Source organism: Pseudoalteromonas luteoviolacea H33-S (assembly GCF_001625695.1).
Classification (GTDB): domain Bacteria; phylum Pseudomonadota; class Gammaproteobacteria; order Enterobacterales; family Alteromonadaceae; genus Pseudoalteromonas; species Pseudoalteromonas luteoviolacea_B.
Map to the genome: position 1 here is coordinate 107,199 of NZ_AUXY01000083.1, position 18,174 is coordinate 125,372.

An 18,174-nucleotide genomic window follows, 5' to 3' on the forward strand; every position below is an offset into this window, starting at 1 on the left:
ACCACCACCAATGAGAGGAGTTGCATTGACTTTGTAAAAAAGCGAATGGCGTTACCTGTATCATTACAGGCACGCCATCGATAAGCTTAAAACAGGATGCGTTTCAGCTCACCATCATGATATTCATAAGCAAATGGTGACACGTTGTATGATAGGTTTGGACACTCAGAGTAAGCGAGCATAGCAATTTGATAAAGACCAGCTTCGTCATCCATTGGAACAACTAGAACACTGCTTCTATTGGGTAATACAACTGCGATAGGTCCCTTAAAGGTCGCTTTAACTTGTTGCTTAAAGTAATCAGTAAACACGGCACTTGCTTCGTAGATTTCATCTGCAACAAACATATATAAATTGCAGCTTTCGTCTTTTTGATCAATCTTTTGAAATTTTGCACCTATCTTTTCTAAGTATGAATCCAAATTAGCTTGAGCAATCTGCTTTAATTGCTCTGGGGGTAAGTTGAATTCATCTAACTTTTCCTTACCAACATACTGAATACTTGTGGGGGTATCTATGGCTAACATTAGTACGATCTCATCATTAATGGGCTCATAGTAAAAAGGAAAAGGAACATTTTTATCACCGGATTGATTAATTTTAGCGGTGAGTCCTTCAATATAAGAGGTCGGCTTTGTGACAGGCTTTAATTGACTAATTTGTAATTTAGACTCATCAGTTAATAAGTTAACACTTTTACTTGAATTGATATGATCTGCAAATATATCTGTAAGTAAATCTTTCTCCTGAGAGTACCTCAAATACGCATTGGTTAAATCTGTAGAAAGGGCGATGCCTTTGTCATAAGTGATCTCAAGTAATAAGTCACCGGTTACTTCGAGTTTTGTATCTTTAAAGTGTTTTTGTGTCTCTTTCAAGTAGGCCTGTGTAAATGCCTGTTCAGATAGTAGAGAATTAGAGCTTGGTGACGAGAGCGCATAAAACGAAGACGATAATCCCATCACCACAGAGAAAAGCAGGGCTTTTTTCATTATTTAAATCCATATAAAAATACTTCTAGCACATAATAACGGTAATTATCTTCTATATCTTTAGTTATTGTTTTTATTATATTTTTAACAATTTAGCAAGAAAATCAAGCTCATGAGTGAGCGAAAAAATAAGACTGCGGAGTAGGGTAGAGAAAGTGGATTCAATCTAAATACTATAACGCAACTCCTTAAAGAAACAGCTCAACTTTATGATTTGTTCGGTTTTGGAGTCGATAATTTAAAAAAATCAGTAGAAAAGCGACGTTTATTAATATAGGTGATAGCTCCCTAGAGTATTTGAGGTAATTTTACTAGGAGAAGAAAAATACATTGCACCATCAAAGTTTTATCGTTATAAAACACTTGAGAAGAATATGAAACTTCGCAGTAATTGGTATCACATTGATAAAAAGATTAAGCCTGAAATTAAGCGTGTTTGGTAAGAAAGCCACCGATTTTGTGGAGTTTGAGCAACTAAAACGTGAAGGGGCTAAATTTGCTTGTTGTAAGGTTAATATATAACTTGATACCAAGGGGATTCGTGACCAAAAATGAATAACTACGATATTTAGATGCCTTAGCCTAGGTAGAAGCTCTAAAAGCAGCTGCACAGTGATAGTCTAGCCAGTCTGTGTCGAACCAATATGTTGTCAGTCGAATATGGGAAAAATATTCAACTGTTTGATGATAAAGCATTATAACTTCAATAAATTTTCCACCCAATATATTGGTAGGATTCAATTACTAAAAGTTTTTTAATTTGTTAAGGAAAAATATTTTGAACATAAACAACGTTATTGCAGAAGAAGCCGAGCGTTCCATAACAACAAGCTTTATTTCACCGGAGCAAAGCTTACCACTTGTTATTACAGCAAAAAATACTTCTATAAACTTGGTAGAGTGGGCTGAAAAAAACAAAACCTATATAACAGCAAAAAAAGAACAATATGGCGCTGTGTTATTTCGAGGCTTTGATGTCGACTCGGCAGAAGTATTTGAGCAGGTTATTAAAGCTACCAGCTCACAAGCGATTAAGTACATGGAGCGTTCTTCACCAAGGGATACTGTTTCTGGAAATATTTATACATCGACTTCGCAGCCTAAGGAAAATGAAATTTTTCTTCATACAGAACAATCATTTAATTTAACCTTCCCGTTACATATCTATTTTAATTGCCACATTGAGGCCGAATCTGGTGGCTGTACTCCATTAGCCGACACTCGGAAAATTTTCCAGCGTATTCCCGAAGATATCAGAAATAAGTTTATTGAGAAAGGCTATTTATACCAGCGAAACTTTATGAAATATATGTATGTTAGCTGGCAGAATTGCTATCAAACTGAAGACAAAGAGCAAGTCGAGAATTACTGTCGTAATAATAAAATTGATTTTTTATGGGGAGATGATGATATTACCTTAACTACTCGTCAGGTAAGGCCAATGGTATCTAAGCACCCTGCAACCAATGAAAATTGCTGGTTTAACCATTGCACCTTTTTTAATTTGGCCACGTTAGATACTGAAATGCAAAATTTCCTACGAGAGTCTTATAGTAATCAAGAGTTGCCCAATCATACTTTTTATGGAGACGGTTCACAGATAGAGCCAGAAGTCATTGAAACTTTAATCCAAGCTTATGAAGCTGAAAAAGTAACTTTTCAGTGGCAAGTTGGAGATGTCCTGATGGTGGATAACATGCTCGTTGCTCATGGCCGAGAGTCTTTTTCGGGAGAACGCTTAGTACTCACAGGTATGTCTGAGCCTTGTCTTTTAGCTGAAGTTAAACTGTCAATGCCAGCATAAAGCTACATGGCTGGTATGTTTTTACCAACATGGAAATGCACAATTGCTGAAATAGTAATATATCTCAATTAAACGTTGCTTGGCATGCCAGTTCATTTTTAAATAATACTTGTAAGGTAATTGATACGATTAAAGTAACGTTTTTTTGAAGAATATTGCATCTCACTTAGTTCCACAACCGTTAATACCTTTCGTGTAAAGTTAGGGGTATTTGTAGATTAAAAAGGTGAGGGATTAGCATTTTTGTTGTGCTGATCTTGTTTATTATGCAATTAGGCTAAACTCAAGCTCTCTTAAAGGCGCTGTTTCGAGCACCGGCTTTACTTACGTCGAGCAACTTCCTTCAGGCTCTTTATTCGCTTGGAAGTGGTGATCGCTCAGAGTGTCAGGCCTTTTGTTGTTACCTAGCACTCCTGTGTTTTGAGGCTTTAGCTATTCCTTACTATATACTGGCTGAAGCTCTTGACTCCCTCATGAATTTTTTCTGGCTCATAGTAACTAAATGAAAGCCGTACATAGCGAGCCCAAATCTGTGGGGATAGGGAAAAGAAACTGACTGGCATGCAGATGACCTTATTTTCATTAGCACAAGCTGTGATATGTTCTTTGGTAAAGTTAAACGGCACTTTAATGACATAAAAGAAGCCACCGTTAGGGTTATTCCACTGAACTCCTTCTTTATGTTGGAAGTTTTCTGTTAGGGCATTATTCATGGCATGGCATTGACTTAAATATTGTTGGTTTATTGGCTCCATCCAATTGTTCAGGGAATATTGTTGCTCTATCAGCCAGCCACCGATCACACTTTGTGATATCGAACTGGTATTTACGGAGGTCAAGCTTTTTATGGTCCCCAATGCATGTGCTATGGCTCCATTAGGAGCCACAATATAACCGACACGTACCCCTGGGCAGAAGGTTTTGGAAAAAGATCCTATATGGTATACAAGGCCAAATTTATCCAGGGCTTTTAAAGACGGTTGTTCACTGTCGGTGAACTTGAACCTAGAATAGGGGTCATCTTCTATGATACGTAAGTTCAATTCCTGGCAGATCTTGAGTAGCTCCTGGCGTTCATTTATCGATAACTGGTAGGCGAGGGGATTATTAAAATCAGGATTGATATAAATGATCTTTGCGTTAATATTTTGATGTTTTAACTGCTCAACTTTCTCTCTCAAATAGTCCCAGTTAAATTGATAAGTCTTTTGCTCAATGTCGGTCAATCTGTGCAGTTCTACAGGCTCTACACGCTTGCCTAGGGTATTCACCATACCGGAGAAACCCACATAACTTGGGTCTATTGTCAGGGCGCAATCCGAAGGCTCTTTAAGTTCATTCAGACAAGCTAATAGCAAGGCTTCTTGGCAGCCATTAGTGATGACTATGTTAGCAGTGTCCACGTGAATGTTTTCATCGGTTGCCAGATATTTTTGTAAAATACCGTTAATGATCCCTGTGCTTGGCCCATAATGACAAATTTGATTAGCTGCTTTTGTGGTATTAATTCCCCTTTGTTCAGCAAAATATTCAGTGAAAACGGCCTGATGCCTTTCCCAGTTGGAGTGATTTAAAAATTTTGCATGGGGTCTGCCCGAGGCAAAAGATATCGCGTCGGGGAATTGCATGGCAACTTCATTCAAAAAGTTCATGACTTGAGCTTGGGACATACCACTTCCTTACAGTTGAAAAACATGTGTATATTAAAAATTGTCAAAATATTGGGGTTTGCTTTTAAAGCTACTGTAATCTCCCAGGCCCGAAACTTTGACGGTTCATGCAGTAGGCAATTGGTCTGAAAACCGGCTGCTGTCAGTTAATCGTTTGCTTACCTTCTTTTTGATAGTGCCTTTACCTGAATTGGGGGCTGGCAATCTTATAGTGTAAAGTCGGGGCTTGTTGCCCCTTATTCAATCAGCGGTGTGCGGCTTTGATATTTGCAATTAAAGTATTTAATACTGTCAAGTGTGTTGTTTCTATAAGGCACCAATTGCATAACGAGCTCTCTTGTGGCGCCATTTCTTTCATATTTGTTCGAATAGGTAAATTTTTGACTTTGGTTTTGGTGTGAAAGGACAACCGTATCCTCGTTTTTTGACCAAAGCAGAGATATATCATTAATTCTTGCACTTCCGTCTTTATCAAAAGAGAGTTTGTAGGCTTCGGTACAATTAGTGCTGCTAAATTCGACTTCAGTAATATCGACAGCAAACTCTGCAGCTAATTGTTCTCGCATGGACATCAGACCGTCGGAATTTACCAGATAAAGACCAATATTGTTACTATTCCTATATTCGTGATTTTTTACTCGGTTTTTGGCAATTAATCCTGTCGTGTAACCTTTTTCATTTATAATATTAAGAATTTTAACTAAATCATCATTATCGCCATCATCTTTAGGGTAAATAATGAAGCTGCCCATATTCACCAACGGCGGCTTACGTTCGCTTATTAAGACTTTCAGGCCTGTTGCTTCTAAAGCAGTCACTATTTCATTTTTCTCTGCTTCAGGCACTTTATAACTATGAAGGTGAACGGTGCTAGGGGCGCAACCAGTTAAAACTAATATGAAAAAAAATGCGTGAAATTTCATCAAAATCTTCGGCATAATGATATTTCTTCCTTCAAAAAAACTCTTGTGTTTGTCCTATTAAAAATAAAACAACCGATAGGCTGTGATTATTTTAAATAAATGTTATCGGATTAATTTATGCAAATATAGTTTTATTTAATATGTTTAAAATCGGGTCAGGGTCAAAGATATATGTACAGTTAATTTACCTGTCCCGAAATCTCCTTTATTATCGGCGTTTGTCACGACCTCTATGGTAGCGAAAGAGTAACCAGAGTACCTGGCTACGTCATCAACCTGCTATTGTGCATTTTGTAATGAATGAATAGCAGGTTTACTAATTATTCGCCAGGCTGAAAATAAGCTCGCCAGAGCCGTTAATATCACGATGAGCAGCACGGGAAATAGTGCGCCCCAGAGACTTATTTCGTCAACAAACGAAGTGTTTTCCAGCCATAACCAGAGCCCGGTAACTATGACGCCTGCTGCAACAAATCCGGCTAAAACGGTGGTAAAATTCTCACGAATGATTTCCAGATAAATAGTTGCTGGCGTGGCACCAATTGCCATACGAATACCTAACTCAGAGCGACGCAGCTGGATACTGTATGCTAATATGCCGTAAACTCCAACAGAGGCTAAAAATAGTGTTAGCAAAGTTAATACCGCCGCAGCACCTGCGAGAAACTTATCATGATGAACAAGCCTGTCATGGGCATCTGTAATATCAATTAATTTTGATACTTTAAATTCCTTATTAACCCGCGCCATCATTTGATTTAACTCAATGGCTGATAAGTTCTGATTGGGCATTACTTCTATTAAGATCTCCGGAAAATCAAATGCCATATAAGGAATAAACACTCGCGGCAGTTCTTCTTTGCCGGGTAAAGTCAGATCTCTGACGACACCAACCACTTCATAAGGGCTATCTCCCGGGGCATTGATCCAAAAATAGCGCTTGTTTATTATCTCTTCTTCGAGCGCCAGTTTGTCGGCGAAAGTCTCGTTGATAATGATAACGTTTTTGGCATTATCATAATCACTGGCAGAAAAGGTTTTGCCTTTAATCAGCTCAAATTTCAAAATATCCAGGTAGTTTTCATCGACTAACGAAACCACGCCTTGCTGTTGCTTTTGGAATTCAGCATCTTCAGATAAATAGCTGAAAAAATGTTCATCGGTTGATTCCGAAAGTGGGAAGCCCATGGCGATACTGGCATTTTTAATTTTTGGGTTTTCGGTAAACTGGTTGCGAAGGGCTTTTAAATTCTCTCCTAGGACTTTGGTGGAAGCAAGCCTGGCGATGCCAATATCAACTTTAACCTGATAGACGTTATTTGTCGCTAGTCCGGAAGGCTGAATGATATTGCTCATTGACTGATGAAAAACCTGGATACTGACGCAAAGCATAGTCGCAGTAAGGGCCACTTGACTTAAAATTAAGATGTTACGCACTTTTTTCGACACCTGTAAGGCTGTGCCTTTACCACCGCTTAACATCATCTGGCTCAGCTTACGATAATCAATTTGCCTGTTAACCAATAGAGAAGTTAGTAATGCGATGAGACTCGAGACTAAAGCCGAAAAGGCAACGGAAAGCCAATTAAAGCTTAGCTCATTGGCTCTGGGCAGCCAATCAAGTTGCAGCTGTTTAATATAATCTATGCCCATATAAGAAAAAGCCAAGGAAAATAAAACGGTGGCAGTCATTAACAAGGACATTTCAATTAAAGTTGAGCGAAATAAATCGCTTTTTTGTGCGCCTAAAGCGGCTTGAATGGCCATGATCCGCTGCCTGTTTGCCGTTCTTGCTAGGATAAGATTCATGGTATTTGCGACAGCGATCATCAGCAATAGAAATACACCGGTAAAAAGCAGTAGGGTTTGCTGATAACTGTCACCAATAATTTTTTCCCGAAAAGAAGTTAACTTGAATTCTATGCTTGATGATTTAAAAAATGAGCGTCCGGCCAACTCTTTACGATATTGGTTGTTTAATCGGCTGGTTAATTTATGGGATACTTGCTGAGGATTGACTCCCGGCTTTAATAGTCCGATTAGGTGATGGTTTGATAGTTGCCCACCCCAGGAGTGGCGCCAGCCTTCTTCGGTCAAGTTAAAATCCCAAGATAGCCATACATCGGTTAACCGACCAATGGACACAAGCTCGGGTTCAACAAACTCTTTTGCGGTGATACCGATTATTTTGAAATTGGTCTCACCAAAGCGCAAAGTTTTGCCAACAGCGTCTTGGCGTTTACCAAATAATTTATCCCATGCGTCATAGCTGATGATGGCAACCGGCGCTTTTGCTTCCAGTCCTTCCCGGGCATTGAAATTCCGGCCAAGGGCAAAAGGGGTTTGGAGCATATCTAGGTATTCCGGTGTGATATAGCTCAGATTAACTCTGGGAGAGGCTGGAAGGTTGCGAATAATATCGACATTAAAATTAATTAAGGCTTTTTGTTCGAAGTCCGAATCGCTAAAGCTATAAGCATTCATAAGTGCCGGGTATGGTGAAGAGTCGCTGAATCTTATTTCGCCATCCTTAAGTGAATTACCCTTGGAGATGAACAATCTATCCTGATTATCATAAGGTAAGGGTGCCGAAAGTAACTGGTAATTAACCATAAAAATAGCAACTAAAGCACCAAGAGTTACCCCTAAAGTTAAAATGATAGCGGAACTGTAGCCTTTTACCTGAGATAACGAGCTCAGGGCGAGTCGAAATTCCCTGAATATGCTCATGCAACAACCTGCTCTACTATAGGTGAGTCTTCAAGTTTACCGTCAAGTAAATCAAGCCTTCTTTTCGCCATATCTGCACAGCGAGGGTCATGGGTAACCATACACAAGGTAGTTCCTTCGTTATTTAACCGAGTGAACATCTCCATAACCTGATCGCTGTTTTTAGAATCTAGGTTCCCGGTGGCCTCATCAATCAGTAAAAGCGTTGGTGAGCCAACAAGTGCCCGAGCAATTGCAGCCCGTTGTTGTTGGCCTCCGGACAGTTGATTTGGCTTGTGAGCTGATCTGTGGGTCATATCAACAGTGCTTAAACTATGCATGACCTTTTCTTGGATCTCTTTTTCACTGAGCTTTTCTCTTCTATAACGCAGCGGCATAGCAACATTTTCAAATAAAGAGAGTTCGTCAACTAAATTGAATGACTGAAAAATAAAACCCATCTTTTCACATCTGACATAAGCAGCTTCCGTTAAGGAAAGATTGGAGACATCCTGATCACCGATAAAGTATTGACCGCTATCTGGCGTATCTAGCAAACCCAATAATGAGAGTAAGGTTGACTTACCACTGCCAGATGGACCACTGATTGAAATGAAGTCTCCCTGATTAATGGTTAAGTTGATGTCTTTAAGTGCATAGGTATCCATTTCGCCTGTGTGATAAACCTTACTGATCCCCTTCATGGTGAGAATAGGCTTGCTCATTATCTTTCCTTTTTCGTTATAATAATTGTTATATTACCTTGGCTAATCTGCTCGAGAATGCGTTATGGTAATTTGAGCACAGAGCAAAATTGTCAGGTCTTTTTTTTGGCTAGTCCTAAATGCTGCAGGAACGCTTCTTAATGGGCTAGCAGAAATGACTGTACTAATTTAAAATTTGAATCCGGTCAGCATCTTTGAAATTTGGCAGACTAGACAAAATCAACCGATCATTTTCTGCCGCACCGCCATATATTTCTATCAGGTTTCCTGATTCATTACCAAAACTGATCAGTTTTTTCTCGGCCCATTCGTTTTCGGAGTCTAATTTGAACAATTCCATTTGGCCGTCTTTTTGGGCATTGATCGGGCGCTCAATAAAGAGGGTGTCTTTTAAAGTTGTAATGACAATTTCTGCGTCCACACTTAATTCAGGGCGAGCTGAAGGTGGCGCAGGAGTGTCGAAGGTAATTTCAATCTCGATAGTGCCCTCATTAACTTGCGGAGCGATGCGACTGATTTTCCCAGCCATTTTATCTTGTATTGATTTGACGCTGACTTGCTGGCCAATTTGTAGCTGGTCCGCATTTGATTGAGAGACTTTTATCATCGCTAATAAGTCATCTTTGCTACCGACTAAGGCTAATTCCTGGCCTGCGGTGACGCTTTGCCCTAATTCAACCGGCATGCGTTGTAAAATACCAGCTAGACCGGCTCTGACCGTTAACCGTTCGACTTGCTCAGCCGCGCTACGGTATAAATTCGCATATTCGTTGATTTCTTCTTGTTGAATGTTCTCAACCTCTAGGTTTACTGCTTTATATTGCTCAAAAGCCTCTTCGAGCAATTTTACCCGCAATTTCATTTGTTCAACGTTCAGCACTGTAGTCTGGTAAGTAATACTGGAGACGATTCCGTCTTTTACCAGTTTATGCTCAGCAATTTGTTTCAGTTTTGCCACTTCGTATTCAGACCGTAATTCTGCTAGCTTGGACTTTTCTGATAATAATTTCTGACGGTTACTGAGTTTCAACTTTCTCAGGTTTGCCTTTTCTTTTGCCAGGGCAATTCTAGCAGCTTCTAAGTTTTTATACGCTTCCGGGTTATCAAGCTGCATGATCACGCTGTCTTGTTCAATTTTTGCTCCTGGACGCAAATATATTTCTTTCACCGTCGCCGGGGTCTGTGAAGTAATCAGGGTTTGCTTTTTAGAACGTAAAACACCATAACCACCAACGAGCACTTGCAAATCTCCCCGTTGAACCGTTCCCCAAATGAGCTTGTCTCGTTCAATATCTGGTATGTTATCGGATTGTCCTCTTGCTGATACAAATAAGACCCCAAGAAAAATTAGAATCAGCAAAAATATAGCGGATTTCTTTTTGTTTTTGTTGGAGTGGGATCTAATGACGTCCATTGGCTAATAGTACTCCTAACTTAATATTATTATTAGGTTTATAACATGAATATTACATAATTAAAAGGGGTCAAAGTCGGAGATGCTTGGGCTGAAGCATCCTTTATATTTATGCTTTCGGCTTGACTTTTATTATGGCCCGCTAATCGGGATTTGCTTGTTTTAACGAAGTTAATGATAAAAGTATCTGTATTTTCAGTTAACTCCTTTATTTTCAGTTAACTAATGTGCTAGCATCATTTACAACTATTTACGGTATGGCAACTTAAACGGCTTTCAATAGTACAATTGTTTGCCTTGGTTTTATATGCTGGACTCAAGCCAAACACTGGGCTTGAGTATTGGAAAATTAAGTAGGGATTAATAGGATGTTAACTAGATTTCCGATAGCTTCTCGCTTTGGTTTGTTCATTATTATTCCACTTTTTGTCGTATTTCTGACTGGCTACAATATACTGCGCGAAAGCGCCTCTGACGCAGAGCTGGCAGTAATATTAAATGGCATTAACGATGAAGTGGTCATAGTTAGAGATGAAGCCGGTATTCCGGCGATCACTGGCAAGAGCGATAATGATGTGTTTTTTGCCATGGGGTTTATTCAGGCTCAGGATCGGCTCTGGCAGATGGAGTATAACAGAAGGCTGGCCCAGGGGCGCTTAAGTGAAGTCTTTGGCATTGATCTACTAGACACAGATAAATGGATGAGAACTCTAGGGCTATACCGTGCATCCAAAAAAGCCCTGCATAGGTTAGGAGCTGGATCTTCAAAAGCGCTTGAATCATATACGCAGGGAGTTAATGCTTGGATTAATCAGGCTGAGCAATTGCCGGCTGAGTTTGAGCTGTTTGATTATCATCCTGAACCTTGGTCGCCGGTTGACTCCATTGCTATTGGGAAATTATTTGCTTTAACCCTTGGAGGTAATGCTTTCCTAGAGTCCAGACGACAGATTTCACAAAAAATGTTATCTGAGCAGCATTATGCTAGCTTATTCCCCGATGTCGTCATCTCGAATAATAATCATGACTTAGCACTCGCATCGATAGCTGATATCGCCTCTAATGTTAGCCAGCAACAATTGCTTGGGGGAAAAAATGTCGGTAGTAATGCCTGGGTAATTTCTGGAAAATTAACGGAAAACGGCTCTCCGATCCTAGCGAATGATCCCCACCTGGCCCTGCAAATCCCTTCTGTTTGGTATGCCGCAAAGTTAAAAGGAGAAAACATAACGTCCAGTGGAATGACCTTGGTTGGCATGCCGATCATTATTTTTGGCACAAATAATCATATTTCCTGGGGTGGCACAAGTTTACCTGCCGATGTTCAGGATCTTGTCTCTTTGAGAATGAACCCTGATCAGGGAAATTTTTATCAGGCCGGAGATAAATGGCTCAGATTTGAAGAGCGAGAAGAAGTAATTCATATAGCCCCGGGTTTTCCTAAGGTACTGAAAAAGAGAATTAAGCCGGTAAAAATGAAGGTGCTCAGTTCTGTTTACGGACCAGTGGTCAGTGACTTTATCGGTGCCTCGGGCCAGACACTTTCGTTGCAGTGGTCTGCACTTGAAGCTGACGATACTAGCTTCGAAGCCCTGTATAAGTTGAACTATGCCCAAGATTGGAAGCAATTCCGACAAGCGTTAAGTCTACATGTAGCGCCTTCTTTGAACATCTTGTATGCAGATAAAAACAACAATATAGGCATAAGCGCCGCTGGTAAAATACCAGTTAGGAACAGCAGTTCTTTTGGCATGCTACCGACATCCAGTGAACACTTCTCTTGGAATGGTTATCTTGACTGGGGCGATATGCCTTATGAATATAACCCGGATCGAGGTTTTATTGTCAATGCCAATAATAAAAGTGTCAGTGATGATTATCGACATTTTATTTCGAATGATTGGGCAGATCCCGCAAGGGCAGATAGAATAACCGATCTTATTCATGAAAAGGTGGCGAAGCTCGAGAAAGTTGATGTCGCTTATGTTGCCGAAATGCAGCATGACCTATTTGACTTAAGTGCTGAAAGTTTACTTCAGACACTGGGAGGTATCATTCGAGAGCAAGATGCTCAAGATGAATTATTAAAATCTCTTTATGATTGGAATCGGGATTTCAGTGAAAAGAGTAATGCCGCTGCGATTTACATGTCATTTTTACGCCACCTTAAATTAAGGTTGTTTAAAGATGAATTTATTCAATACCACCGTTCGCCTGGACTTGTGGCGCACACCGAAGAAATCATCGAGGGGTTAGAGGTTAATATCGTCAATAAAGCATTAACCGAGGATGTTTTTTGGTGTGATAATGTTGCTACCACTTATCAAGAAACCTGCAAAGATATCATACCGCTGGCGCTAAAAGATGCCAGAGACGAATTAACCGAATTAGGGGGCAGTAATATGGACGACTGGCGCTGGCAGCAGTTTAGCCAGCGTACCTATAAGCACCAGCCTTTTAGTCAGTTTAAGCACCTAGAACATTTTTTTGAGAGAGAAGCTGCGAGCAACGGATCTCCAAACACTATTAATGTTGCTAGCTATGATTTCGACGAGTCGGAAGGTTATATCCAATTTCTTGGTGCAACCTTTAGGCAAATTATCGAAATGTCCGATGATACATATCATGTAATGACAAATTCTACTGGACAGTCCGGCAATGTATTTAGCCAGTTTTATGACGACATGCTAACTTCGTTTGACATAAATGCACTGCATTCAATGAAAGCTTCTTTAGCCGGCAAACCCATCACCCTGAGGCCTAGCACCCCCTCACAGTCAAGTCATGTGGAGGAGAAATAATGAAGATCATGAGTGAATTTGGCAAAAATGCCCCTAATAAGGTTTTTATTTCTCTGATGTTAGGTGTAATTGCTGGGGTGCTCTACGTCGGCTTGATCCCACTGGTGTTATCGAGCTTGAATGAACTACCTGGGATTATGTACATCGATTCTGCACCGGCTGAATTATTTGGTTATCAGATTTCTAATCTGCCAATCGCATTTGCTTTTTTCTCTCTTTGTTTGCTGATCTTAATTCTAAGGACCGTCTCTCAAATTATGCTGACGGCAGTATCACTTAACTTGACGATGAAGATGAGAGAGAATTTATACCAGCGTGTTAGCGGTTCGCCTATAGATGCCCTGGAAAAGATAGGTTCGCCGCGCATTATTAATACCATGACTATGGATGTCAGAAGAGTTGTAGATGGTGCGAGTATGGCGCCACCTATACTTGTTAGCTTGGCAACCGTCGCCGGTATGATGTTTTATATCTGGATTGAAAATTCAAAAGTATTCTCTTTTGTTTGTTCTGCGTTATTGTTCGGTATTATCACTTATCAAATTCCTATTTTAATCGGGCGTAAATATATGTTGCGGGCGAGGGAGTTAATGGATGAATTGCAGGAAGGCTTTCGCGGTGTGATTTTAGGGGCAAAGGAATTAAAGCTGAACAGAAAAAAGAAGGACAGCTTTATCAAAGATGAGTTGTTAGCGGTGGAATCGAAAATTGAATCTACCAATATCAAAGCCGAAACCGCATTAACTTCAGCCATGAATTACGGCGATATGCTCGGCTTTTTTGGGATTGGTTTGCTGGCATTTGTTTATGTTAACTATGAGCAGGTTAGCAATTCCGAACTTATTGCCATCATCATGATCTTACTTTATATCTCCAGCCCAGTTGGTTCTATTTTGTCAGCGATCCCAGTTTTTATAAGTGCAAATGTGTCCTATAAAAGAATGGAGGAAATTTATGCTGAAATGGTGGATGAAGAGAGTGTTGATGAAGGGCTTGAACCGCCTTGCTGGCAGCAAATACAACTAAAAAATGTAACTTACATCTATAGCGATGAACATGGATTCAAAGCAGGACCTGTTGATTTAACGATTAAAAAAGGGCAGATCACTTTTATTGTCGGTGGTAACGGCTCTGGTAAGTCTACGATAAGTAAAGTGATTACTCTTCATTATTACCCGACTGCTGGGCACGTCTATTTTGATAATGTACAAATCAACAGAAGTAACATTAATGGCTATCGCCAGACGATCTGCTCTATCTACAGCGATTATTATTTATTTAAAACCCTGCATGGCATAGACCTGGAATGCCCGACTGTGAATGCAAAAATCGACCAGCTAATAAAAGATCTGGCTTTAGATGGAAAGGTTAAATTTGAAAATGGCAGGTTTTCGACTACTAAATTATCGGATGGTCAGCGTAGGCGTATGGCGTTGTTAGTGGCGGTGATGGAAGATAAAGACTTATATGTTTTTGATGAGTGGGCCGCAGATCAGGATGTTGTGTTTAGAAAAGTTTTTTATGAGCAAATATTACCTGAGCTTAAGCAAAAAGGAAAAGCTGTGGTTGCTATTAGCCATGACGATCGCTATTTCCATCTCGCCGACCAGGTATTAAATTTAAATCCGAGCTAAAGGTTTGATTAAAAACATACAATCTCACCCTTTATTCTTTTGAATGATTGGTTTACGGTTGGTTTATGAATGTTTTTTTTGGGGTGTTTTTTTGTTAATTTAAGGTTGTATGGATGATGAGTAAATTAGACGTAGTGATGGACTGCAGCAAAGTTAATTATCTTGTTAGAGTTTCGAATAAATCCCCTTATGTGCTAGGCGCATTTTCCTTGCATAACCTCTCCACCTCACTGACATATTCAATTAAAAACTTAATCTCTCGGTTTTACCAGCCAAGTTTCTTTTAACACCTAGGCATAATTTTTCAGCTAACCTCTTCCTGTTTCGAAAAACTAGGGCTAGCTTAAGGTCACTCTGCATAATAATTATTTAAAATTTATCAATAACATAATTAGAAGAATAAATATGAATAAACCACGGACAAGGCTTCCTTTATCATTACCCCAGTCAGATATATTTTGGGATCAGCTTAGAAATGAAAACTCTCCAGTTTACAATGTTGGTGGCTATATAAAGTGCCGTAAACTGGATATCGAAAAGATCACTCGAGCCCATGAAAAAGTAGTTAATGGCAATGACGCTTTTGGTATTAGAGTAAATTATGACGCTGATGAGGTATATCAATATATCAGTGACGAACGCGATACCGACTTGGCCTTTATCGATTTTTCAGCACACAGTGATGCTTTAACAAAGGCGAAATACTGGCTTAAACAAGTTTTTGAATCTCCAGTGCCTTTTATTGATACTTTCTTGTTTAAAACTTGGCTGGTTAAAGTTGAAGAAGATCAATATTGGTATGTTGCATTTGCACATCACCTGATGATGGATGGATGGGGCTTTTCTAATTGGGCTAAAGAAATATCTCGTTTATACAATCAGTGTACCGATGATGAGAGTAAGGGCATAACTCCCTTAGCTTTAAACACTGTTGTGCTGAAAGACCAAGAGTATCAAAAAAGTGAGCGGTATCTCAAGGATAGAGCCTACTGGCAGACTAGGTATCACGAGGATAATAGCAGTATAATCCGAGCCAATTACGCCAATGAGTTTGATCATTCCCGTGCTTGTCCTAGTAGACGTCTCGAATTGCCACTTTCTAGAGATTTTTACCAGCAAATTAAAGATCTTTCACAAGAGCTTAAAGTAAGCATTTCTCATATATTGTTGGGGGTTTTGAGTAAATATTTTTCTTCAGCATATTCAGCATCAAGCCTGTGTTTTGGTATTCCGGTACATAACCGAAGAAAATTTTCCGAGAAAAAAATGATTGGGGTATTTACCGGAGTAAACCCTTTTAACGTGGAGATTGAGCCGGGGCAAACTTTTCGTGATTTAGTCAGTGAAATAGCTCGTCAACAAAAGTCTGACTTTAGGCATCAAAGGTACCCTATAAGCCATATAAGTCGTGATTTAGGAATAACGGCACATGGTAATGCTGTTTATGAAATTATGTTTAATTTCTTACAGTTGGATTACAGAGACTTATCCTTTGATTCATATCAGGGCGAATTGAATTATGTCAGCCATAACCATAACAAAACACCGTTGGTTATTACATTATGGGATGGCGGTGCTGAGAAGATTGAGCTGCAATTTGAGTATTCACAGTCGTGTTTTGTAGAGCAGGAAGTTCAGGCTTTATCCGAACGTATTTTACTTTTACTACAATCTTTCCTTCATTCCCCGGATACGCTTTTATCCGACGTTGATGTCTTGGTGCCAGCAGAGAAGGCATTGCTGTTAACTGAAAACCAGAGCCACATGGAAACCCCCCTCAGTCAATTGTGCACTCATGAGTTTTTTGAAGCCCGGGCGTCACTCCACCCCGAGCAGGAGGCGCTGCGTTGCAACGGCACTTCTATGACTTACGGTGATTTAAACTGCCGTGCCAACCAATTGGCCCATTACCTTAAAGCACAGGGGGTAAAGCCTGATAACGTGGTAGGCGTTTGTGTCGAACGGTCTTTGGATATGGTGGTTGCTATTCTGGCTATTCTCAAGGCCGGCGGTGCGTATCTGCCTTTAGATCCTGACTATCCTGAATCCCGTTTGGCTTATATGGTAGAAGATAGTTGTGTAGATATTGTGCTGACACAAACCCAATTGAAGGACAGCTTCCCGTTTCTTGAAAGTAGGGCTCTGTGTCTGGATAACGCAAAGTTTGCAGTAAGATTAGCGACCATGCCGTCGGACAATTTGCCAGTATCATCTTTGGGGTTATGTGCTGAGCATCTAGCGTATCTGATATATACGTCAGGCTCTACCGGGCGACCCAAGGGTGTTATGGTCGAGCACCGAAACACCGCAGCCCTGCTGACATGGGCGTTGGATTTTTATAGTCGGGAAACCTTAGGATGTGTGCTGGCTTCCACTTCTATGTGCTTCGATTTATCGATTTTTGAAATGTTTGCTCCTCTGGCCGCCGGTGGTTCGGTTCTGATTGTGAAGAATATTCTTGATTTCTCTGAGACTGATGACATAGATAAGGTGACTTTAGTCAATACGGTGCCCTCGGCAGCTCAGGCTTTACTAACCGGAATAAAACTGCCAGCTAAGTTAAGAACCATAAACTTGGCGGGAGAAGCATTAAAACAAGACTTGGTTGATAGTCTATATCAGGCCGGTTTTAGCTCTGTCTATGATCTATACGGACCATCAGAAGATACCACCTATTCCACCTGTAAATTACGTATTGCCAACGGGCGGGCGAGCATAGGCACGGGCATTGCCAATACGCAGCTTTATGTGTTAACGCCATCGGGACAGCTTGCCCCTAAAGGGGTGAGCGGAGAGTTATATATAGGCGGAGCAGGATTAGCTCGAGGTTATCTGAACCGGCCAAAGCTGAATGATGAAAAGTTTGTCGCCAATCCATTTTATGACGGGTTGGACAGCAACAGCAGTAAACGTTTGTACCGGACCGGGGATCTAGTGCGCTGGCTCCCTTGTGGTGAGCTAGAGTACCTGGGCCGTCTTGATCATCAGGTAAAAATTCGGGGATTTCGTGTCGAGCTTGGGGAGATCGAGCATGTCCTGACAGTTGATACAGGAGTCAGGGAAGCCGTGGTGCTCGCTCGGGAAACCGCCGAAAACAGCAAACGCTTAGTGGGCTATTTGGTGATAGATGACAGCATAGAGGATGAAGCCAGTTTTCTTGATGGTCTGCGTTCGCACATGAAACAGGTGTTACCTGAATATATGGTGCCTTCCGCCTTAATGGTGCTAGAGTCTTTGCCTTTAACTGCTAATGGGAAGCTTGACCGTAATGCCCTGCCAGAGCCAGAAGCAGGCTTCTTAAGAGGTATGTATGTTGCACCGCAAACAAAAACAGAAAAAATCTTATGCCGGATCTGGCAGGAAGTACTTGAGCTTGAACAGGTTGGCATCCAGGACAACTTTTTTGAGTTAGGGGGACATTCCTTACAGGTCACCAAGCTGGTGGCCCATATAGGTGAGGCGTGTGAGGTTACCTTGTCGCTGCGGGAGATTTTCAATCAGC

At 40.6% G+C, this 18,174-nt stretch carries 10 protein-coding genes; 4 read left to right on the plus strand and 6 right to left on the minus strand.

Annotated elements, in window-relative coordinates:
• Positions 1–86 precede the first annotated feature (86 nt).
• Positions 87–992 carry a DUF1444 family protein gene (locus N477_RS16590; protein ID WP_063362595.1) on the minus strand — a complete coding sequence of 302 codons (906 nt, stop codon included), beginning with the start codon at positions 990–992 and terminating at the stop codon, positions 87–89.
• Between the two features lie 778 nt (positions 993–1,770).
• Between N477_RS16590 and N477_RS16595 the strand changes: the two genes are divergently transcribed.
• Positions 1,771–2,796, plus strand: a complete 1,026-nt coding sequence (locus tag N477_RS16595) for a TauD/TfdA family dioxygenase (protein WP_231098121.1) — start codon at positions 1,771–1,773, stop codon at positions 2,794–2,796.
• A gap of 428 nt (positions 2,797–3,224) precedes the next feature.
• On the opposite strand, the gene N477_RS16600 is transcribed toward N477_RS16595, so the two are convergent.
• The 5 genes from N477_RS16600 to N477_RS16620 all read right to left on the minus strand — a co-directional run bounded on the left by N477_RS16600 (position 3,225) and on the right by N477_RS16620 (position 10,237).
• Positions 3,225–4,466 carry a PLP-dependent aminotransferase family protein gene (locus N477_RS16600; RefSeq protein WP_063362594.1) on the minus strand — a complete coding sequence of 414 codons (1,242 nt, stop codon included), beginning with the start codon at positions 4,464–4,466 and terminating at the stop codon, positions 3,225–3,227.
• A 236-nt stretch (positions 4,467–4,702) separates the two neighbouring features.
• Positions 4,703–5,404, minus strand: a complete 702-nt coding sequence (locus tag N477_RS16605) for a hypothetical protein (RefSeq protein WP_155731934.1) — start codon at positions 5,402–5,404, stop codon at positions 4,703–4,705.
• 264 nt (positions 5,405–5,668) lie between these two features.
• Positions 5,669–8,119 carry an ABC transporter permease gene (locus N477_RS16610; RefSeq protein WP_063362592.1) on the minus strand — a complete coding sequence of 817 codons (2,451 nt, stop codon included), beginning with the start codon at positions 8,117–8,119 and terminating at the stop codon, positions 5,669–5,671.
• Positions 8,116–8,823, minus strand: coding sequence for an ABC transporter ATP-binding protein (locus N477_RS16615; RefSeq protein WP_063362591.1), 708 nt, complete (start codon positions 8,821–8,823; stop codon positions 8,116–8,118). Before N477_RS16615 ends, N477_RS16610 begins: the two co-directional genes overlap by 4 nt.
• A gap of 163 nt (positions 8,824–8,986) precedes the next feature.
• Positions 8,987–10,237, minus strand: coding sequence for an efflux RND transporter periplasmic adaptor subunit (locus tag N477_RS16620; RefSeq protein ID WP_063362590.1), 1,251 nt, complete (start codon positions 10,235–10,237; stop codon positions 8,987–8,989).
• A gap of 368 nt (positions 10,238–10,605) precedes the next feature.
• Between N477_RS16620 and N477_RS16625 the strand changes: the two genes are divergently transcribed.
• The 3 genes from N477_RS16625 to N477_RS16635 form a co-directional block, all read left to right on the plus strand.
• On the plus strand, positions 10,606–13,038 hold the full coding sequence (locus N477_RS16625) for a penicillin acylase family protein (RefSeq protein ID WP_063362589.1): 2,433 nt from the start codon (positions 10,606–10,608) through the stop codon (positions 13,036–13,038).
• The gene (locus N477_RS16630; protein WP_063362588.1) at positions 13,038–14,672 is read left to right on the plus strand and encodes a cyclic peptide export ABC transporter; all 1,635 of its coding nucleotides are present in this window, start codon (positions 13,038–13,040) and stop codon (positions 14,670–14,672) included. The genes N477_RS16625 and N477_RS16630 overlap by 1 nt, the downstream gene beginning before the upstream one ends.
• Before the next feature lie 405 nt (positions 14,673–15,077).
• The coding region (locus N477_RS16635) for a non-ribosomal peptide synthetase (RefSeq protein WP_155731935.1) at positions 15,078–18,174 on the plus strand (3,097 nt) is incomplete at its 3' end.

Excerpts from the sequence above, each read along its gene's own strand:
- N477_RS16590 (WP_063362595.1), bottom strand. The coding sequence starts at position 992 with ATGAAAAAAGCCCTGCTTTTCTCTGTGGTGATGGGATTATCGTCTTCG.
- N477_RS16600 (WP_063362594.1), bottom strand. The coding sequence starts at position 4,466 with ATGTCCCAAGCTCAAGTCATGAACTTTTTGAATGAAGTTGCCATGCAA.
- N477_RS16605 (WP_155731934.1), bottom strand. The coding sequence starts at position 5,404 with ATGCCGAAGATTTTGATGAAATTTCACGCATTTTTTTTCATATTAGTT.
- N477_RS16610 (WP_063362592.1), bottom strand. The coding sequence starts at position 8,119 with ATGAGCATATTCAGGGAATTTCGACTCGCCCTGAGCTCGTTATCTCAG.
- N477_RS16615 (WP_063362591.1), bottom strand. The coding sequence starts at position 8,823 with ATGAGCAAGCCTATTCTCACCATGAAGGGGATCAGTAAGGTTTATCAC.
- N477_RS16620 (WP_063362590.1), bottom strand. The coding sequence starts at position 10,237 with ATGGACGTCATTAGATCCCACTCCAACAAAAACAAAAAGAAATCCGCT.
- N477_RS16625 (WP_063362589.1), top strand. The coding sequence starts at position 10,606 with ATGTTAACTAGATTTCCGATAGCTTCTCGCTTTGGTTTGTTCATTATT.
- N477_RS16630 (WP_063362588.1), top strand. The coding sequence starts at position 13,038 with ATGAAGATCATGAGTGAATTTGGCAAAAATGCCCCTAATAAGGTTTTT.